The 19,399-nt window shown below is 69.4% G+C and carries 16 protein-coding genes, 1 rRNA gene and 1 riboswitch; of the genes, 4 read left to right on the top strand and 13 right to left on the bottom strand.

Annotated features, from left to right (window positions below; translation table 11 throughout):
• The first annotated feature begins 159 nt into the window (after positions 1-159).
• On the top strand, positions 160-1,935 hold the full coding sequence (locus ACZ4D5_RS37725) for a substrate-binding and VWA domain-containing protein (RefSeq protein ID WP_467776990.1): 1,776 nt from the start codon (positions 160-162) through the stop codon (positions 1,933-1,935).
• 29 nt (positions 1,936-1,964) lie between these two features.
• Here the strand turns inward: ACZ4D5_RS37725 and ACZ4D5_RS37720 are convergent, their stop codons facing one another.
• Positions 1,965-3,485 carry a glutamate-cysteine ligase family protein gene (locus ACZ4D5_RS37720; protein WP_467776989.1) on the bottom strand — a complete coding sequence of 507 codons (1,521 nt, stop codon included), beginning with the start codon at positions 3,483-3,485 and terminating at the stop codon, positions 1,965-1,967.
• A 492-nt stretch (positions 3,486-3,977) separates the two neighbouring features.
• On the opposite strand from ACZ4D5_RS37720, the gene ACZ4D5_RS37715 reads away from it, so the two are divergent.
• Entirely contained in the window at positions 3,978-4,562 is a 585-nt protein-coding gene (locus ACZ4D5_RS37715; protein WP_467776988.1) for a hypothetical protein, read from the top strand.
• Positions 4,563-4,868: 306 nt separating this feature from the next.
• Entirely contained in the window at positions 4,869-5,075 is a 207-nt protein-coding gene (locus ACZ4D5_RS37710) for a DUF5999 family protein (protein WP_275941829.1), read from the top strand.
• Between the two features lie 141 nt (positions 5,076-5,216).
• On the opposite strand, the gene gcvP is transcribed toward ACZ4D5_RS37710, so the two are convergent.
• Entirely contained in the window at positions 5,217-8,105 is a 2,889-nt protein-coding gene (gcvP, locus tag ACZ4D5_RS37705) for an aminomethyl-transferring glycine dehydrogenase (RefSeq protein WP_467776987.1), read from the bottom strand.
• Positions 8,106-8,292: 187 nt separating this feature from the next.
• A riboswitch (glycine riboswitch) is annotated at positions 8,293-8,392 on the bottom strand.
• A 144-nt stretch (positions 8,393-8,536) separates the two neighbouring features.
• On the opposite strand from gcvP, the gene ACZ4D5_RS37700 reads away from it, so the two are divergent.
• On the top strand, positions 8,537-8,914 hold the full coding sequence (locus ACZ4D5_RS37700; protein WP_467776986.1) for a PRC-barrel domain-containing protein: 378 nt from the start codon (positions 8,537-8,539) through the stop codon (positions 8,912-8,914).
• Positions 8,915-9,051: 137 nt separating this feature from the next.
• Here the strand turns inward: ACZ4D5_RS37700 and ACZ4D5_RS37695 are convergent, their stop codons facing one another.
• The 11 genes from ACZ4D5_RS37695 to rrf form a co-directional block, all read right to left on the bottom strand.
• Positions 9,052-10,557, bottom strand: a complete 1,506-nt coding sequence (locus ACZ4D5_RS37695) for a DNA polymerase IV (protein ID WP_467776985.1) — start codon at positions 10,555-10,557, stop codon at positions 9,052-9,054.
• 37 nt (positions 10,558-10,594) lie between these two features.
• The gene (locus ACZ4D5_RS37690) at positions 10,595-11,212 is read right to left on the bottom strand and encodes a MerR family transcriptional regulator (RefSeq protein WP_467776984.1); all 618 of its coding nucleotides are present in this window, start codon (positions 11,210-11,212) and stop codon (positions 10,595-10,597) included.
• 170 nt (positions 11,213-11,382) lie between these two features.
• Positions 11,383-11,856 (bottom strand): bifunctional nuclease family protein, encoded by a 474-nt coding sequence (locus tag ACZ4D5_RS37685; protein ID WP_063795355.1) that lies wholly within the window; start codon positions 11,854-11,856, stop codon positions 11,383-11,385.
• Between the two features lie 75 nt (positions 11,857-11,931).
• Entirely contained in the window at positions 11,932-12,675 is a 744-nt protein-coding gene (ftsR, locus tag ACZ4D5_RS37680; protein WP_467776983.1) for a transcriptional regulator FtsR, read from the bottom strand.
• Between the two features lie 43 nt (positions 12,676-12,718).
• Positions 12,719-13,681 (bottom strand): FHA domain-containing protein, encoded by a 963-nt coding sequence (locus tag ACZ4D5_RS37675; RefSeq protein WP_467777129.1) that lies wholly within the window; start codon positions 13,679-13,681, stop codon positions 12,719-12,721.
• 82 nt (positions 13,682-13,763) lie between these two features.
• A complete protein-coding gene (locus ACZ4D5_RS37670; protein WP_467776982.1) occupies positions 13,764-14,594 on the bottom strand; it encodes a DUF881 domain-containing protein in 831 nt (276 codons plus the stop codon).
• A gap of 5 nt (positions 14,595-14,599) precedes the next feature.
• Positions 14,600-14,932, bottom strand: coding sequence for a small basic family protein (locus ACZ4D5_RS37665; RefSeq protein WP_003988855.1), 333 nt, complete (start codon positions 14,930-14,932; stop codon positions 14,600-14,602).
• Positions 14,929-15,828: a DUF881 domain-containing protein gene (locus ACZ4D5_RS37660; protein WP_467776981.1), complete on the bottom strand. Its 900-nt coding sequence runs from the start codon at positions 15,826-15,828 to the stop codon at positions 14,929-14,931. The genes ACZ4D5_RS37665 and ACZ4D5_RS37660 overlap by 4 nt, the downstream gene beginning before the upstream one ends.
• 89 nt (positions 15,829-15,917) lie before the next feature.
• Positions 15,918-18,413, bottom strand: a complete 2,496-nt coding sequence (locus ACZ4D5_RS37655) for a sugar phosphate nucleotidyltransferase (protein WP_467776980.1) — start codon at positions 18,411-18,413, stop codon at positions 15,918-15,920.
• Positions 18,414-18,526: 113 nt separating this feature from the next.
• Positions 18,527-19,135 carry a CDP-alcohol phosphatidyltransferase family protein gene (locus ACZ4D5_RS37650; protein WP_362342270.1) on the bottom strand — a complete coding sequence of 203 codons (609 nt, stop codon included), beginning with the start codon at positions 19,133-19,135 and terminating at the stop codon, positions 18,527-18,529.
• 170 nt (positions 19,136-19,305) lie between these two features.
• A 5S ribosomal RNA gene (rrf, locus tag ACZ4D5_RS37645) occupies positions 19,306-19,399 on the bottom strand; the annotation flags it as partial.

Below are 19,399 nucleotides of genomic sequence, written 5' to 3'. Positions count from 1 at the left end.
CCAGTTGAGTGTTCCCGCCTCATCCCCATCCTCGTCCCGCTAGGGTCTCGAAAGAAGTTACGAAGATCGTGCGCGACAGGCCGAGGGGGACGGACGCCGATTTCGGGCGAACCGCCCCCTCTTTCCTTGCTTCATCACTCAAGGAGGGGCACCACCGCCATGGGACGTCACAGCTTGCCCGATGAGCACGGGTCGGGCGCGCCCGACCCCCGACCGCGCGCCCGCGGCCGCACGGTCGCCATCGCCACGGCTCTCGTACTCGTGGTCGCGGGAGGCACGGCGGCAGCCGTCCGCAGCGGGGTCCTCTCCTTCGGCGGCTCCTGCGAGGACGACGCGGTACGCCTCGACGTCGCCTCCGCCCCCGACATCGCCCCCGCCCTGCGCGAGGCCGCCGACGAGGCCCGCGAGACGGAGATCACCTCGGACGGGCACTGCATTGACGTACGGGTCACCGCGCGCGACTCGTACAAGGTCGCCGACGAACTCCGCTCCGGCAAAGACGACCCGGAGTACGACGTATGGGTGCCGGACTCCGACATATGGGTGCAGCGCGTCGGCCTCGGCACCAAGCAGACCAAGGTCTCCCCCGCGGGCAACATCGCCTCGTCGCCCGTCGGCATCGCCATGGTCCCGTCCGCCGCCGAATCGCTGGGCTGGCCCGAGAAGACGTACGACTGGCCCGAGTTGACCGCGGCCGCCATGAAGGACGAGAAGCTGCGCCTGGGCGCGGCCGACCCCGCGCGCAGCGCGACCGGACTGCTCGCCCTCGCCAAACTGGGCGCGTCCGCGCAGAAGCGGGGCGGCAAGGAGGGCGACACCCAGGCCGCCTCCATCGCGAAGGCCCTGGCCACCCGCACCACCGACAGCGACGGCCAGCTCCTGGACACCCTGGCCCGCGACGACTCGGGCACCGAGCAGGGCAACCCCCGCCGCAATCAGGCGCTGATCCTCTCCGAGCAGGCCGCCTTCGAGCACAACGCGTCGGCGGGCGAGAAGAACAGCCTCGACCTGTTCTATCCCAAGGACGGCACGCCCCGGCTCGACTATCCGTACACGCTCGTCGAGGACGACAAGATGTCCACCGACATGAGCCGCGCGGCGCTGCGCTTCATGACGATGTTCAGCGACGCGGAGGGCCAGAAGATCCTGACCGACCACGGGTTCAGGACCGACCCCGACCAGCCCTCCGACGAACTCGTCGCCGCCGCGGGCGGCCGCGCCCCGCAGCCGTACGCCGCCGAGGCCACCGACCCGCCCTCGGACAAGCAGCTCCAGGAGACCCTGGGCATGTGGACGATCACGGTGCAGAGCGCCCGGCTCAGCACGGTCGTCGACGCGTCGGAGTCCATGAACCAGCTCGTCCCCGGCCGCAACCAGTCCCGCATGGAGGTCACCAAGTCCTCGCTGCTGCAGGCGCTCGCCGGATTCACCGACGAGGACGAGATCGGCCTGTGGGAGTTCGCCACCGCGCTCGACGGCACCCGTGACTACCGCAAGCTGCAGCCCACCGAGAGGCTCGGCGACCGCAAGGGAGGCGTGACCCACCGCGACGAGCTGTCGCAGGCGTTCAGCGATCTGCAGCCCGTGCCGGGCGGTGCGACCGGCCTGTACGACACCACGCTCGCCGCCTACAAGGAGGCATGCTCGTCGTACGCGCGCGGCAAGTTCAACGCCCTGGTGATCCTGACCGACGGCGCGAACCAGGACCCGGGCAGCATCTCGCGCAGCTCCCTCATCTCCCAGCTCGAGGACCTCTCCGACCCCGGCAGGCCGGTGCCGATCATCGCGATCGCTGTCGGCCCCGACGCGGACAAGGACGAGGTCCAGCAGATCGCGGCGGCCACCGGCGGCTCCGGCCACCAGGTCGACGACCCGGCGCAGATCCACGCGGTCATCCTCAAGGCCATCACGGAGGCGGGCAGCAACCAGGGCTGAGCCACCCCGAGCCGAGCGGCGCGCAGGCCTCAGCCCAGCGGCACCGCCGGCTCCGGCAGCCCCACGGGCCACGTGTGCACGGGCTCTCCCTCATGCATCAGCTCGAAGTACCGCTTGGTGGTGGCGGCGAGCGCGTCCTCCCTGGCGAGCCCCGTGTCCAGGGCCCGGTGATAGGTGGCCGCCTGCCACGACGCGCCGTTGACCCGCCGTCGGCACCGCTCCTCGATCACCCCGAGGTACAGGTCGCGGTCGGCGGGCTCCACGCCCCACGCGTCGAGCCCGGCGGCCGCGAGCGGCAGCAGTTCGTCGCGTACGAGATCGACGGCCGCCACCTCGGCGGTGCCGCCGAGCCTGCCGCGCCGCGGCCACTGCAGCCGGGCGTCGATGCCGTGCCGGCAGGCGATGTCGAAGTTGCGGGCCGCGGCCTCGAAGGGAAGCCGGGACCACACGGGCCGCGCCTCCTCGGCGAGCGCCCGCACGAGGCCGTAGTAGAAGGCGGCGTTGGCGATGACGTCGGTGATGGTGGGCCCCGCGGGCAGCACGCGGTTCTCCACGCGCAGATGCGGGACGCCGTCGGCGATGCCGTACACCGGGCGGTTCCAGCGGTACACGGTGCCGTTGTGCAGGACCAGTTCACCGAGCCGCGGCACTCCGCCCGCGTCGAGGACGCCCAGGGGGTTCTCCTCGTCCATCAGCGGCAGCAGCGCGGGGAAGTAGCGCAGGTTCTCCTCGAACAGGTCCAGCGGCCCGGTGATCCACCGCTCCCCGAACCAGGTACGCGGCCGCACCCCCTGGACCTGCAACTCGGGCGGGCGCGTGTCGGTGGACTGCAGGAACAGCGGCGGCCGCGACTCGCGCCACAGCTCACGGCCGAACAGGAACGGCGCGTTGGCCCCCACGGCGATCTGGGCCGCGGCGACGGCCTGCGCCGCGTTCCACACGTCGGCGAACCGGCCGGGGGTGACCTGCAGATGCAGCTGCACGGAGGTGCACGCCGCTTCGGGCGCTATCGAGGCCGAGGTGCAGGTGAGCCGCTCCACGCCCTCGATGTCCAGGGCGAAGCGCTCACCGCGCGCCGCCACGATCTGGTCGTTCAGGAGGGCGTAGCGGTCGACGTCGGAGAGGTTCGCGGAGACGAGGTCGGCCCGGTTCAGGGTCGGCAGAATACCGATCATGACAATGCCGGCAGAGAGCTCGTTCGCTTTCCTGTGGGCGTAGTTGAGCCCGGTGCGCAGCTCTTCGGCGAGCTGGTCGAGAACGCGTCCACCGAGCCGGTGCGGGGCAATGTTCACTTCCAGATTGAACATTCCGAGTTCGGTCTGGAAATCCCGGCTCGCGATGCGCTCGAGAACCTGCGCATTCAACATTCTCGGCAGTCCGTCGGGCCCGGCGAGATTCAGCTCGATCTCCATGCCCATCAGATTCTTGGGACGATCGAAGCGCCCCTCTTCCAACAGTCGCTCCAGACCCGTCAGACACTCCCGGAGCTTCTTGCGGTAGAGGTGCCGGTCGGTCAGGTCGAACGTGCCCGCCACGACCTTCTCGCCCATCGGAGCGTCCCTCCTCGATCGGGCAGCCAAGGGTCCGGCCGCTGTGTACGGGGGATGATGCCCAGCCAATGTGATCGATAACGCCCCGCGCGGGCCCGTGGACCAGTACGCTCGACACCGTTGCGGTCCGGCACATTCACCGGGCATGCGGCATGGTGAAGATTCCCTTCCGAAGTACCTGGTCAAAACTACCGACGGGAATCGGCCGACCGCTCGCCTCGGGTAATCCGAGGTCACGGAAGCGGGGCCGTCGCGAAATCGGGATAAAACCCTCACAAGAACGGCCGGTTAAGGCCTTGCTCACAATATCGGGCACGTCTAGACGAAACACCGCCCGAACACGCCTCGTATAAACTCCGCAATCTAGGCAGAGAGTTGGCGCTCGCGGTCCCCGGCCCCCGCCCCTCTGACCCAGATGTCCCAGAGCTGACAGCGCCGTCACGCACCTGCCCCCGCTCCACCGTGCCTGTCGAACGAGAGAGGCGACCCACCATGCCGCTGCATGTCCCCCCGGCTCCCGCGCCCGCCCTGCGCAGCGTCCTCGCGGCACTCGGTTCCCCCACGGCCGTACGCGAGGCACGCACGCCGTCCCTGCGGGCCGCCCAGGGCCCGACGAGCCCGGAACTCCCGCTGCCCGTCCACGTGTTGGACCGCATCACCCCCGAGGGCACCGCGCCCACCCGCCTCGCCGGCTGGCGCTTCCTGATCCGCTGCGGCGAGCGCGCCCTCGCCGCGGCCGACACGATGCTCACTCCGGACGGCTGGGCCTTCTCGCACTTCTTCGAAGGCCCGTACATCGCCTCCACCGAGCGCGCTCTGCGCCACGCCGAGGCGATGCCGATGGCGTGCCAGCCGCGCCTGCTCTCCGTGCCCGAGCTCTACATGCTCACGCTCTGGCTGCACCGCGACTGCACGGACGACGGTGCCGAGGGCCCCCTGGCCGCCACCGACCTGCTCGTCCCGCTCGCGCCCGCCCCGCCCGGTATCGCGGCCCACCGCCCGCACCGCGTCGCCGAACTGCTTCCGATGCTCAACCACCGCCTGGCGCCGGCGCCGCTCCTCGGCTCACCCGCCTGACGGAACCCCTCGCGCTTCCTGTGCCCCGCGGTGCCCGGCCGCGGGGCACAGCGCTGCCCACCCAGGTGGACTAGCCCAGAGGGGCCACCCCGAACCACCCGAAGAGACAGGGGAGTTGGGCTGAACCGTCCGGCCGGGTGATACGTCATTAAGCAGTAGGAGCCGCTGCAGCAAAATCCCTGCGGATTGACAGGCTGTGGGGCAACACTGGGATCGGACCGACTACAACGGGGGGCGGTTATGAACACCGCATCGAGTCACAGGACCGACGTCACAGCCATCTCATCGCAGCGAAAGAACCCTTCCATGTGCCAGCACCAACCACCGTGCCCGACAGCCGACTCCGCCGACCGGGAAGCCGCGCTCCTCACGGCAAGCCACCCGGAGCAGGGCTGGAGCCTGCTGTGCAACGGCGTCCTGCTCTTCGAGGACACCGGTGAGCTGCTGCCGGACGGCCAGATCATCGCCCCGCACCGACCGCTGGGCACCGACCAGGTCATGACAGCCGCCTGAGCACGAGGGCACATCCGCACGACCGCACCGCGCGCGACGCACCACCGAAGAACACAAGACGCACCACCGAAAGACGAGGGGCCGGCCCGGAGAGACTCTCCGAACCGGCCCCACCGCATGCCCGCACGCGCGGGCACGGGATCAGTCCTCGTACGCATCCAGCGGCGGGCAGGAGCAGACCAGGTTCCGGTCGCCGTACGCCTGGTCGATGCGGCGCACCGGCGGCCAGTACTTCTCCGAGGCCGACACGCCGGCCGGGAAGACGGCCTCCTCGCGGCTGTAGCCGTGCTCCCACTCACCGCTCAGCGCGGCGGCGGTGTGCGGGGCGTTCCGCAGCGGGTTGTCGTCCGCGGCCCACTCCCCGTTCCCGACCTTCTCGATCTCCCGGCGGATGGCGATCATCGCCTCGCAGAACCGGTCGATCTCGTTCAGGTCCTCGCTCTCCGTCGGCTCGATCATCAGCGTCCCCGCGACCGGGAACGACATGGTCGGCGCGTGGAAGCCGTAGTCGATGAGCCGCTTGGCGATGTCGTCCACGCTGACGCCGGTCTCCTTGGAGAGCGGACGCAGATCGATGATGCACTCGTGCGCGACGAGGTCGCCGGGGCCGGTGTAGAGCACCGGGAAGTGCGGCTCCAGCCGCTTGGCGATGTAGTTCGCCGACAGGACGGCGACCTGGGTGGCGCGCTTGAGCCCCTCGCCGCCCATGAGGCGTACGTACGACCAGGAGATCGGCAGGATCCCGGCCGATCCCCACGGCGCCGCGGAGATCGGGCCGACACCGGTGTCGGGACCTGCCGCGGGCTGCAGCGGGTGGTTGGGCAGGTACGGCGCGAGGTGCTGGCGCACACCGACCGGGCCGACGCCGGGGCCGCCGCCGCCGTGCGGGATGCAGAAGGTCTTGTGCAGGTTCAGGTGCGAGACGTCGCCACCGAAGTGCCCCGGCTTGGCAAGGCCCACCAGGGCGTTGAGGTTGGCGCCGTCGACGTACACCTGGCCGCCGGCCTCGTGCACCTCGGCGCAGATGTCGGCGACGTGCTCCTCGAACACACCGTGCGTCGACGGGTACGTGATCATCAGCACCGACAGCTCGTCGCGGTGCTTCTCGATCTTGGCGCGCAGGTCCGCGACGTCGATCTCGCCGTCGTCGGCGGTCTTCACGACGACGACCTTCATGCCGGCCATGACGGCGCTCGCCGCGTTCGTGCCGTGCGCGGAGGACGGGATGAGGCAGACGGTGCGCTGCTCGTCGCCGTTGGCGCGGTGGTAGCCGCGCACGGCGAGCAGTCCGGCGAGCTCGCCCTGCGAACCGGCGTTGGGCTGCAGCGAGACCTTGTCGTACCCGGTGACCTCGGCGAGCCGCTCCTCCAGCTCACGGATGAGCGTGAGGTAGCCCTGCGCCTGCTGCGCGGGCGCGAAGGGGTGCAGCTGGCCGAACTCGGGCCAGGTGACCGGCTCCATCTCGGTGGTCGCGTTGAGCTTCATCGTGCAGGAGCCCAGCGGGATCATGCCGCGGTCGAGCGCGTAGTCGCGGTCGGCGAGCTTGCGCAGGTAGCGCAGCATCGCGGTCTCGGAGCGGTGCTGGTGGAAGACCGGGTGCGCGAGGTAGTCGTCACCGCGCAGCAGGGCCTCGGGCAGCGTGTCCGCGACCTCGGCGTCGAGCGCCTCGACGTCCGCCTCGACCCCGAAGGCCCCCCACACGGCGGTCAGTTGCTTGCGCGTGGTGGTCTCGTCGCAGGCGATGGAGACGTGGTCGGCGTCGACCTGGTGGATGTTCACGCCGCCTTCGCGGGCGGCGGAGACGAGCTCGTCGGCCTTGCCGGGAACCCGCACGGTCAGCGTGTCGAAGTACGCGCCGTGCACGACCTCGACGCCACCGGCGGTGAGCCCCGCGGCGAGCAGCGTCGCGTACCTGTGGGTGCGCCGCGCGATGGCCCTGAGCCCCTCGGGCCCGTGGTAGACGGCGTACATTCCGGCCATGACGGCGAGCAGCACCTGGGCGGTACAGATGTTGCTGGTGGCCTTCTCACGGCGGATGTGCTGCTCGCGGGTCTGCAGCGCGAGCCGGTAGGCCTTGTTGCCGTCCGCGTCGACGGAGACGCCGACGAGCCGGCCGGGCAGGCTGCGCGCGAACTTCTCGCGCACCGCCATGTACCCGGCGTGCGGACCGCCGAAGCCCATCGGGACACCGAAGCGCTGCGTCGTACCGACGGCGATGTCGGCGCCGAGCTCACCGGGCGAGGTGAGCAGCGTCAGGGCGAGCAGGTCGGCGGCGACGGTGACGACGGCACCGAGCTCGTGCGCTTGGTCGATGAGCGGCTTGATGTCGCGTACGACGCCGGAGGCGCCCGGGTACTGGACGAGCACGCCCACGACACCGCGCTCGGCGACCTCTGCGGGAATGCCCTCGCTCAGGTCGGCGACGACGATCTCGACGCCGGTCGGCTCGGCACGGGTCCGCATCACGGCGACGGTCTGCGGCAGAGCATCGGCGTCAACGACGAAAACGCCGTTCTTGACCTTGCCCATGCGCCGGGACAGGGCCATGGCCTCGGCGGCGGCGGTGCCCTCGTCGAGGAGCGAGGCCCCGGAGGTGGGCAGGCCGGTCAGCTCGGCGACCATCGTCTGGAAGTTGAGCAGCGCCTCGAGCCGCCCCTGCGAGATCTCGGGCTGGTAGGGCGTGTAGGCCGTGTACCAAGCCGGGTTCTCCATGACGTTCCGCAGGATCACCGGCGGGGTGAAGGTCCCGTAATAGCCCAGCCCGATCATGGAATCGAGGACCTGGTTCCGGTCCGCGAGGGAGCGCAGCTCGGCGAGGACCTCGGCCTCGGTGCGCGCGCCGGGCAGGTCGAGCGCCTCGGCGTTCTTGATCACATCCGGCACCGCGGCGGCGGTCAGCTCGTCGAGCGAGCCGTACCCGACCTGGGCGAGCATCTTGGCCCGCGCTTCCGCATCGGGCCCGATGTGCCGCTGCTCGAAGGGGATGCCCTGTTCGAGCTCGGAGAGCGGGATGCGATTGGTGGCAGTCATTGCGGAGGCCTCCTGGTCTGCGCGACCTACGAGGGGTACCCCGGCGCGGGTACCCGGACGGCCTCCCCCTCTGTCATCTCAACCTGAGAGCTTCACAGGCCCGTCCGTGGACAGTCCTGCTTTCACCGTCGGTGAGGGAGGATCCCGGGCGTGCCCGCCCGACGCCCGCCCTGCTTTCCAGAGTGACCTCGTCCGTGCGGTACGGGTGCCTGAGAGTTTCCGGGGAGGATTTGCTCCTTCGGCGCCTCCGGGAATCGCGTTCCGGAGAGCTCTCCCGCACGGGGTCAGCAGCCAGCCGCCAGCCTACCAGCGAGGACCATGGCCGATCCCTCGAGTGGCCGCCTGCCCCGAAGTGCTCTTTCGTAGTGAGTACGAGCGATTAAAGATGAGTTACGCCCAAATCCGACACCCCGCGATCAGCTGGAGGGCCCGTGCAGACCGACATCGATCCGCGCAATCTGATCGGCCGCAAGGCGTTCGACCGGAACGGGGCGAAGATCGGCACGATCGACGAGGTCTATCTCGACGATGCCACCGGCACCCCGGAGTGGGCGGCCATACGCACCGGCCTGTTCAGCCGCGACGCCTTCGTCCCGCTGGAACCGAGCGAACTGGTCGACGACGGCACCCTGCGCATCCCCTTCGACCGAGCCCTGATCAAGGACGCCCCGGACTTCGGAGTGGGCCGCCACCTCTCCCCGGAACAGGAACTCCAGCTCTACCACCACTACGGCCTGGACATCACACCCCCGCAGCCCCCGCCCCCCGACACGACGTTCGGCCAGATAGCAGGAACAGACACCCCCTGACCCACCGACCGGCCCCACGTCCGCCGAGGACATCCCACAGCTCCTGTCGCCGCCCGAGCGTCACCGCGGCCCGCCACCCCCGCAAGACCACCACCAGAACCCGCTCCCACCCCAGTACCCCCTGCTCCCTCCTGCCCCTACGTCCCTCCCACCACCTGCGGCGCCTCCCCCTGCCCGGCGACATCCGAGGACGGCCGTCCCGGAGCCACGGCCAGGACGTGCCCCATGGCATCCGCCCCGCCCAGCTCACCCCTCTCCGCCAACTCCCCACCCACCAGCGGCAACGGCTCCGCCGACGCCAGATCCGGGTCATCCGTCCTGAACGTCCGCACGCGCCCCGGCTCCGACCACGGCGTCTCGAAGCGCACGGTCACCCGGCCGAGGCCGCTCCCCTGCACCCACCCGTGCCCGTACTCGGCGTGCCGCACATCGTGCCCGGCCGCCCACCGCCGCTCGACCAGGGCCACGGGCTCCGCACCGCCCCCGTCCTCCACCGGCCGTGCCTCGTCATCCGCCTCGCCCCCGAGCTCCACCTCCCCGGCCGCCTCCACCTCGCCCTCGGCCTCAGCGGCCTGCGCCTGCGCGAAGAGGTCCTCCTGCGTGTAGTCAGCAAGCCCCGTGACGCCCACCCCCAGCAGCCGAACACCCCCGGTGGTGTCCACGGACTCCAGCAGCCGCGCCGCCGCCTCCCGCACCACTCCAGGGTCGTCCGTGGGCCCTCTCAGCGTCTCGGAACGCGTCAGCGTCGAGAAGTCGAACCGCCGCACCTTCAGCACGATGGTCCGCCCGGAGTGCCCCGCGGCCCGCAACCGCTGCACGCACCGGTCGGCGAGCCGCGCGACCTCGGTCCGCACCCGCACCCGGTCATGGATGTCCACGTCGTACGTGTCCTCGACGCTGACCGACTTCGTGTCCCGCTCGGCCACCACCGGCCGCTCGTCGTGCGCGAGCGCCATCGCGTACAGCGAGCCCCCGTGCGCCTTGCCCAACAGCCGTACGAGCTCGTCCTCGCCGGCCTCCGCGAGCTCCTCGACCGTGGTGATCCCGGCCCGCCGCAGATGGTCCCCGGTGGCCGGCCCCACCCCGGGCAGCGTCCGCACCGGCATCGGCCCCAGCAACGCCCTCTCGGTGCCCGGCGCTATCAACCGCAGCCCGTCCGGCTTCGCCTCCTCGGAGGCGATCTTCGCCAGCATCTTGGAGACGGCGAGCCCCACCGACCCGGTGAGCCCGGTGACCGCCCTGATGTCCGCCCGCAGCCGCTCCCCCACGGCCCTGGCCGACGCCTCGTCGTCGGCGACGCCCCCCGCCTCCAGGTCCACGAAGGCCTCGTCCAGACTGAGTGGCTCCACCAGCGGCGACAGCTCCCGCAGCAGCCCCATCACCTGCTCGCTGACCTCGCGGTACAACCCGAAGCGCGGCACAAGATAGGCGGCGTTGGGCGCCAGCCTGCGCGCCTGCCCCATCGGCATCGCCGAGTGCACACCGAACCGCCGCGCCTCATAGGAAGCGGTGGCCACCACACCCCGCGGCCCGAGGCCGCCCACCACCACGGCCTTGCCGCGCAGGCTCGGCTTCGCGGCCTGCTCCGCGGACGCGTAGAAGGCATCCATGTCCAGATGCAGAATCGTCGGCGCGCTTCTCACATCTCCGATGCTGCCCTACGCCACTGACAACGCGGCCTCAGACGGCCCTGTTGCGCCGTCTGGCCAGCTCGTCGGCGGGGTTGTGCCCGACAAGCGTCTCGCCGGTGTCGATGCGCTCCCCGTGCAACTGGGACAGCGCGGCCTCGACATCCCGCCAGACGACCCCCACGGCGATCCCGAAGACCCCCTGCCCACCCTGGAGCAGATCGTGGACCTCGCTGGGCGACGTGCACTCGTACACCGTCGCGCCGTCGCTCATGAGCGTCATCCGCTCGAGGTCACGGAACCCGCGCTCCCGCAGGTGCTGGACGGTCGTGCGAATGTTCTGCAGCGACACCCCGGTGTCCAGGAACCGCTTCACGACCTTGAGGACGACCACGTCGCGGAAGCTGTAGAGCCGCTGCGTACCGGAACCGCCCGCGGCACGCACACTGGGCTCGACCAGACCGGTCCGTGCCCAGTAGTCGAGCTGTCGGTACGTGATGCCCGCGGCCGCGCACGCGGTGGGACCGCGGTAGCCGATCTGCTCGGAATGCTCGAACGTAGCGTCCCCGCCCCCCTGGACCGCCATCGGTCGTTTCGGAGAGTGATCGGCCGCGCTGCCGTGGAGCGGAAACGGACCGCCCATCGCCGTACCGTCGCCGCTGCTTCTCACGCCGACCTCCCTCCTTGACCTGCCTTCTCGACGGTAGGCAGTCGCCAGGGGCTCGTCAACGATCGCCACACTCGGCACGCCGAGTGATAATCACCCTGAGAGTGGTTTCCCGTACCTCACCGCGGGGAAAGGCTAGCCGAATGGTCCGACGCGGGCCGCCGGAAAGCGGCTCACTGGCTGTTGGTACCGAAGTCCTCGGGCGAGATCTGGTCGAGGAACTCGCGGAACTTCTCCACCTCGTCCTCCTGCTCGTCCGGGATCGCGATCCCCGCGTCGTCCAGGACACCGTCGCTGCCGAAGATCGGCGTCCCGGTGCGCAGCGCCAGCGCTATGGCGTCGGACGGACGCGCACTGACCTCGACACCGCTGGCGAAGACCAGCTCGGCGTAGAAGACGCCTTCGCGCAGGTCCGTGATGCGCACTTCGGAGAGCTCCTGGCCCACCGCTTCCAGCACGTCCTTGAACAGGTCGTGGGTCAGCGGCCGTGCGGGTGCCATGCCCTGCTGTGCAAAGGCGATGGCGGTCGCCTCACCTGGTCCGATCCAGATGGGGAGGTACCGGTCGCCTCCCACTTCACGCAGGAGCACGATCGGTTGGTTGGAGGGCATTTCGACCCGGACACCTACGACGTCGAGCTCGTTCACACAGCAACCCTAGGACGTGGCTGGCAGGTTTGGGTAGTCGGGCACCCGCCGAGTACCGGCCGGGCACTGACCGAGTCAGGGCAGTCTGACCCCGAGCGCGGTCTGTACGAGCGCCGAGTGCAGCCGACCGGTGAGCCCGGCCAGCTCCTTGGTGCGGGCCTCGGCGTGGGCCCTGGTCTGCGGATTGCGGTGCCGCCGCAGCGGCGCGACCACCTGGTCCACGAGCCCGGCCTCCCGCTCGGCGGCGGCCTTCATGGCCCGCAGATGCCGTGGCTCGATCCCGAACCGGCCGAGTTCGACGACGAGCGAGGCGACCGTGACGGCCTCCGCGTCGTAACCGCCGTCGGGCAGCGGTGCGACGAGTCCGTACGTCTCCCACTCGTCGAGCTGCCCCTCGTCGATCTCCGCGGCGGCGAGCAGCTCGTCCCGGCCCACACGGGCCGCCGTCGGCCCCTCGGCCTCGTCGGGGCCCTGACCGTCGCCGGCGTCCCGCTGACGCCCCAGGGACGGCAGCGGAGGCCGCTCACCGCGCGCCAGGGCGTCCAGGTGCTCACGAATGACCTTGAGCGGCAGATAGTGGTCCCGCTGCATCCTCAGGACGTGGCCGAGCCGTTCGACATCCTCCGGGCTGAACTTCCGGTATCCGGAAGGGGTGCGCTGCGGCTCGATGAGCCCCTCGGCCTCCAAGAACCTGATCTTGGAGATCGTGACCTCGGGAAACTCGTCACGCAGCGCGTTCAGCACGGTACCGATGCTCATCAGCCGACGGTCCGCGGCGGCGGTGCCGCTGCCGGCACCGCCCCTCGGTGTTTGAAGCATGGACCTTCCCTGGGGATCACCCCAGACGCAGTCTGGGGGTGGTTCAGATGCCCCGCTGGCTCGCGTAGAAGACCAGGCGGTACTTGCCGATCTGCACCTCGTCACCGTTCGACAGCGCGACGGAGTCGATCCGCTCCCGGTTGACGTACGTGCCGTTGAGACTGCCCACATCCGCGACGGTGAAGGAACCGTCCTGGACGCGACGGAACTCCACGTGGCGACGCGACACGGTCACGTCGTCCAGGAAGATGTCGCTCTGCGGGTGACGGCCCGCGGTGGTCAGCTCGCCGTCGAGCAGGAAACGGCTGCCCGAGTTCGGCCCGCGGCGCACCACGAGCAGCGCCGAACCGAGCGGCAGCGCGTCGACGGCCGCCTGGGCCTCCGGCGAGAGCGCGGGGGACGGAGTCTGCCCCGTCGTCTCCGCCTCGTAGGCCTCGAGGCCCGAGATGGAGATCGTCGAGGTCGTCTCGGACGCACGCTCCGGCGTGGCCCCGGCCCGCAGCGGCGCACCGCAGTTGGAACAGAACCGGCTCGCCTCGGCGTTGCGGTTCCCGCACCTCGTACACACCAAAGCCATGGACGGGTCCTCCTGCCGCGGCTGCCCCGCGGGGGCATTCGATGCGTACGGGTCGGGGGTGAACCCTCCACCCGTACTTGAGGTTGACGGTTCTCCGAAACCTATGCGGCCGGGACCGGCAGGGTCAACAGATGACGCGCCCTGTCCGCCCGAAATGTCACCACCTGGACCAGCGACCTGATCGCGGAACATCGGGCGCCCGGCGCCCTGGTCCTCGGCGTCTCCATGGCGCGGGGCACGGTGTCGGGCAGTGGCGGGATTGCCGCTGTCCTCACGTGCACTCTTGCCGAACAACTTCGCAAACAACTTCACGGGCGATTCCCCTTGACCGAAACAGACCCGCCCGTGGGGCAGGACGAACCCTGATTGCACACACCGGCATTCATCGGTGAACCGGACATCCTCACAACGTCCGTACCCACCAAACAGTTTCCACCACGCACCGGGCTTCCAGTGCGCCGACCCCCCGCAACCTCATGCCCTCGCCTTGCGACCCCCATGCGCCCCGCCCTCACTGGGAGGACGACCGAGCGTAGTCAGGCCGCTTCGCAGGTCGCAAGGCGCTCACGACGATCTTCTCCGAGCGTTCCACGGTGACCGTGGCCTGCTCCTTCTCCAGAGTCTGCACCACGCCTCCCGGGATGTTCAGCGCAGGTTCCAGATCCTGCGGCTTGCCGATCACCTTGAAGAGGTACGGTGCGCCGACCTTGCGGCCGTCCACCCGTACGCCACCGCCGTCGGCGTCCGACAGGTAGGTGTTGGCCACCACCCGTACGTCATTGATCTGAATCGCCTCGGCGCCGGCGGCGCGCAGTTCCTGAATGGCGTCGAGCAGCATGTCCGCCTCGATCGCCCCCTTCTTGTCCTCGATGGTCAGCGTGATGCCGGGCCCTTGGGCCGCCACCGTGCCTGCCAGGATGCCGAGTTGCCTCTCCCGCTCGACCGTCTGCTTGCGGGCCTCCTCGGCCTGGTCCGAACTGTTCTCCAGTCCGGTCCGCTGCTCTTCGAGGCGCCGCTTCTCTTCTTCCAGACGCTCAGTACGGTCATCCAGTTCATCGAGAATGCGTACGAGATCTTCCTGTCGCGCGCCGCGCAGCGCACTGCTGTCGTTGTTGGACCTCACCTGGATGGCCAAACCGAGGCCGAGCACGAACAGCAGCAGGGCGACGATGAGTTGAGGCCGGGTCACCCGCGGCGGCCACAGCCCCTTCACCAGCCTCTGACGGCCGGTGAGCTGCGGCTTCCCCTCGGGCTCCGCCGAGGCGGGCGTCTCGGGCTCGCTCGGGACCTCCGCGGGCAGTTCCCTGCGGCGGTTGTAGTCGGGCGTCTCGTCAGCGCTCATCGGCGTCACGCCCTGAAGACGTGCCGGCGGATCGCGGCGGCGTTGGAGAAGATCCGGATGCCGAGGACCACGACCACACCGGTCGACAGCTGGGCGCCCACGCCCAACTTGTCGCCCAGGAACACGATCAGCGCGGCCACCACCACGTTCGACAGGAACGACACCACGAAGACCTTGTCGTCGAAGATGCCGTCGAGCATCGCGCGCAGGCCTCCGAACACCGCGTCGAGTGCCGCGACCACGGCGATCGGAAGGTACGGCTCGACCACCGCCGGAACCTCGGGCCGAACCAACAATCCGGCCACGACTCCCACGACGAGGCCCAGTACGGCGATCACGATGTGCCCTTTCCTGCCTTCGGCTCTGCTGTTCGTACGGTCACACTCGGCGCTGCCGGCAGCACGAGCTCGTCCGACACGGAAATGCTGGTCCGGATGCCGAAGTTCTCCTGCAGAGCATGCAGATACTGACCGTCGCGGCTGTTCTGGAACCGGGTGCTCAAGCGCTTCCCGTCCCCCACCGCCAGCACCGTATACGGCGGCACCAGCGGCCTGTTGTCGACCAGTATCGCGTCACCTGCGGCCCTGATCGCCGACAGTGCGGTCAGCCGCTGGTCATTGATCGAGATCGCCTCGGCGCCCGACTGCCACAGCCCGTTGACGACACGCTGCATGTCGCGGTCGCGCACCCGCCCGGTGTCGGAGAACCCGGCGCTCTCGCGCGGCCCGCCACCACCCTGGTCGGCTTCCTTTTTGTCGTCCACGACCAGCTTGACGCCGGGCCCCTGCACTTCCGTGGCGCCGGAGAGCAGGCCCACCAACTCGCCCTGGCTGCCGCCGTGCTTCTTCAGCGCGGCACGCTGCCGCTCGCCCACGTCGTCGCGGAGCGTGTCCACGTCGTCCTCGAGCTTGTCGGCCCCGGCCGTGGCCTCCTCGACCCGGTCGATGAGCTCCTCGCGCTCCTTGGCGACCACCGGAGCGGCTATCCGCGCCTGCGCGGCGCCCACGGTGACCACGAGCGCGGCAAGGACGAGCCCTGCCGCGAGCCCGAGTTTGGCCCGCAACGGACGAGGGACACCACTGTCCCCCCTGGCCTTCTTCCGGGCGGCCGCCTCCGCGTACCCCTCGTCGAGACTGTGGTCCATGACGGTGGTGAGCAGCGACATGGAGGCGTCCGGGCGCCGGGGGCGCGAGGGGGTGCTCCGAACGGGGGGCTGCTGCGGCATGCCGCACATCGTCGCACGTCGCGGGCGCTACCTCCGAATGGCCCCACCGGCGCGCCGGGCAGCACCTGTTGCATGTGCTGCCCGGCGCCCCGAAAAGGTCAACGACCTGCGCTGTCCACCACCGCGGACCACTCGTCGAGCAGCGCCTGGGCGGACGCGTCATCGGGCCCTTCGGCCCACAGATGGGTGACGGCCTCGGCCGGATCGGGCAGCACGAGCACCCAGCGCCCGTCGGTCTCCACCACCCGCACCCCGTCGGTGGTGTCCACGGACCGCTCCCCCGCCGCCTCCACCACACGCCGCATCACAAGCCCCTTGACGGCCCACGGAGTCGCGAGATCACGCCGCAGCACATGGGCGCGCGGGATGCGCGCGTCGATCTGGCTCAGGGTGAGCTGCGTGCGCGCCACCAGCCCGATGAGCCGCACGAACGCCGCGGTTCCATCGAAGACACTGCTGAACTCGGGCACGATGAACCCGCCCCGCCCATCGCCTCCGAAGATGGTCGAGTCCCCGCGCCCCACCCTCGTCAGGTCGTCGGGCGACGTGGTCGTCCAGTCCACCTGCGTCCCGTGGTACGCGGCGACCTGCTCGGCGATGCGCGTCGTCGTCACCGGCAGCGCCACCCGCCCGCTGCGCCGCTCGGCGGCCACCAGGTCGAGCATGACCAGCAGGGCGCGGTCGTCCTCGACGATCCGCCCCTTCTCGTCCACGAGCGAGAGCCGCTCGCCGACCGGGTCGAACCGCACCCCGAAGGCCGCCCGCGCGGACGCCACGATCTCCCCGAGCCGCACGAGCCCGGAGCGCCGCGCGTCGGCGGTCTCCGTGGGCCGCGACTCGTCGAGCCCCGGATTGATGGTCAGGGCGTCCACCCCGAGCTTCCCGAGCAGGCTCGGCAGCACGAGCCCGGCACTTCCGTTGGACGCGTCGACCACGACCTTCAGCTCGGACTCGGCCACCCCTGTGGTGTCCACGTTCCGCAGCAGGGACCCCGTGTAGGAGTCGAAGACACTCGACGGGAAGTGCAGGTCCCCGATCTCACCGGGGAAGGCCCGCCGGTACTCCTGACGCGCGTACACCCGGTCCAGCTTCCGCTGGCTCCCCTGCGACAGGTCCGCTCCCCGCCCGTCGAAGAACATGATGTCGACGGAGTCCGGCACTCCGGGCGTTGTCCGGATCATGATCCCGCCGGCGCTCCCCCGGGCCGTCTGCTGCCGAGCCACCGGCAGCGGCACGTTCTCCAGGTCGCGTACGTCGATGGCGCTGGCCTGCAGCGCCGAGATCACCGCCCGCTTCAGCGCCCGCGCGCCTCGCGAGTGATCACGCGCGGTGGTGACGGTCGAGCCCTTCTTCAGAGTGGTCGCATACGCCCCCGCAAGGCGCACCGCGAGCTCGGGCGTGATCTCCACGTTCAGGATTCCGGACACCCCGCGCGCCCCGAACAGATGCGCCTGGCCCCGGGACTCCCAGATGACGGAGGTGTTGACGAAGGCGCCGGCCTCGATCGTCTTGAACGGGTAGACCCGCACATTGCCCTGAACGATCGATTCTTCGCCGACGAGGCACTCGTCGCCGATGACCGCACCGTCCTCGATGCGGGCGGCTCGCATGATGTCGGTGTTCTTCCCGACGACGCAACCCCGCAGATTACTGTGCTGCCCGATGTAGACGTTGTCGTGCACGACGGCCTTGTGCAGGAAGGCGCCGCTCTTCACCACGACATTCGAGCCCACGACGGTGTGCTCACGGATCTCGACGTTCGCCTCGACCTTGGCGTAGTCCCCGATATACAGCGGACCACGCAGCACGGCGTCAGGATGCACTTCGGCGCCCTCGGCGACCCACACCCCGGGCGAGATCTCGAAGCCGTCGAGCTCGACGTCGACCTTGCCCTCCAGCACGTCGGCCTGCGCCTTGACGTAGCTCTCGTGCGTGCCGACGTCCTCCCAGTAGCCCTCGGCGACATACCCGTAGACGGGCTTGCCCTCCTTCATGAGCTGCGGGAAGACGTCGCCGGACCAGTCGACCGGCACATCGGCCTCGACGTAGTCGAAGACCTCGGGCTCCATCACATAGATGCCCGTGTTCACCGTGTCGGAGAAAACCTGCCCCCAGGTCGGCTTCTCGAGGAAGCGCTCGACCTTTCCTTCTTCGTCGACGATGGTGATGCCGAATTCCAGCGGATTGGGCACACGCGTCAGACAGACGGTGACGAGGGCGCCCTTTTCCTTGTGGAAGGAAATGAGCTCGGTGAGGTCGAAGTCGGTGAGAGCGTCACCGGAGATCACAAGGAAGGCGTCGTCCTTCAGTGCTTCCTCGGCGTTCTTCACGCTGCCGGCCGTGCCAAGAGGTTTCTCCTCATTGGCATAGGTGAGCTCCATCCCGAGCTCTTCGCCGTCGCCGAAGTAGTTCTTGACGAGCGACGCCAAGAACTGCACTGTCACTACGGTCTCGGTGAGCCCATGCCTCTTCAGCAGGCGCAGCACATGCTCCATGATCGGCCGGTTGGCCACCGGCAGGAGCGGCTTGGGCATACTCGAGGTCATGGGGCGAAGGCGAGTGCCCTCACCGCCGGCCATCACGACGGCCTTCATGTCGGAAACGTCCTCCTAAATAGACGACGATCTAGCCGACTTAGCCCGCCAGGATGAGCCCGCATATGTCGGATGCGGGCCTTCGAGCCTCTACAGCCGCCGAATCGGCAAGCTCAATCGGCTGTGTTGTCCGCCTTCACGAGTCGGCGGACCTGAACCACGTAGAGGATCCCTGCCCACCAGTACAGCGTTGTACCCCATCCGGCGAACGCCCATCCGAAAATAGCAGCGAGTGAGGCGAGCCAGCTAGTTCCGTCACTGAGGAGCAGTAGTGGAAAGGCGTACATCAGGTTGAAGGTCGCTGCCTTGCCCAGGAAGTTCACCTGGGGCGGCGGATAGCCGTGGCGCCTGAGGATCCCCACCATCACCAGCAGAGTCAGCTCGCGCAGCAGCAGTACCGCGGTCAGCCAGAGCGGAAGAATCTCGCGCCACGTCAGCCCGACCAGCGTCGAGAGGATATAGAGCCGGTCGGCCGCGGGGTCGAGCAGCCGCCCCAGGTTGCTGATCTGGTTCCATCGGCGCGCGAGCTTGCCGTCGAGGTAGTCACTGACCCCGCTCAGCGCCAGGACCAGCAGCGCCCAGCCGTCGCAGTTGGGCCCTCCGAACTCCGGCCTGAGGATCAACCACAGGAAGAGGGGCACGCCGGCGAGACGCGCCATGCTGAGGATGTTCGGGATGGTGAGGACCCGGTCCGTCTGGACGCGAGTCTCCTGGACCTCCACCCGGGGGCCTCCTGTGGGAAAGAGCCAATGATGCCCCCTGACCTTACCCTCAGTTGCCGTGCATCGGTGCAGAGGGGTGGCCGGGGCCCTTGACAACAAAACACTTGACAGCAAAACAAAAAAGCCGTGGCTCCTGGAATTTAATTCCAGGAGCCACGGCTATAAGAAAAGTTCGGCGGCGTCCTACTCTCCCACAGGGTCCCCCCTGCAGTACCATCGGCGCTGTGAGGCTTAGCTTCCGGGTTCGGAATGTAACCGGGCGTT

It is taken from the genome of Streptomyces sp. NPDC025651, from assembly GCF_055558735.1.
Note: the sequence above shows the minus strand (reverse complement) of the source record. Positions and strands in the feature narration are given on the sequence as shown.

Coding starts and splice junctions, on each gene's coding strand:
- ACZ4D5_RS37725 (WP_467776990.1), top strand. CDS start 160: ATGGGACGTCACAGCTTGCCCGATGAGCACGGGTCGGGCGCGCCCGAC.
- ACZ4D5_RS37720 (WP_467776989.1), bottom strand. CDS start 3,485: ATGGGCGAGAAGGTCGTGGCGGGCACGTTCGACCTGACCGACCGGCAC.
- ACZ4D5_RS37715 (WP_467776988.1), top strand. CDS start 3,978: ATGCCGCTGCATGTCCCCCCGGCTCCCGCGCCCGCCCTGCGCAGCGTC.
- ACZ4D5_RS37710 (WP_275941829.1), top strand. CDS start 4,869: ATGTGCCAGCACCAACCACCGTGCCCGACAGCCGACTCCGCCGACCGG.
- gcvP (WP_467776987.1), bottom strand. CDS start 8,105: ATGACTGCCACCAATCGCATCCCGCTCTCCGAGCTCGAACAGGGCATC.
- ftsR (WP_467776983.1), bottom strand. CDS start 12,675: ATGCTTCAAACACCGAGGGGCGGTGCCGGCAGCGGCACCGCCGCCGCG.
- ACZ4D5_RS37670 (WP_467776982.1), bottom strand. CDS start 14,594: ATGAGCGCTGACGAGACGCCCGACTACAACCGCCGCAGGGAACTGCCC.
- ACZ4D5_RS37660 (WP_467776981.1), bottom strand. CDS start 15,828: ATGTGCGGCATGCCGCAGCAGCCCCCCGTTCGGAGCACCCCCTCGCGC.
- ACZ4D5_RS37655 (WP_467776980.1), bottom strand. CDS start 18,413: ATGAAGGCCGTCGTGATGGCCGGCGGTGAGGGCACTCGCCTTCGCCCC.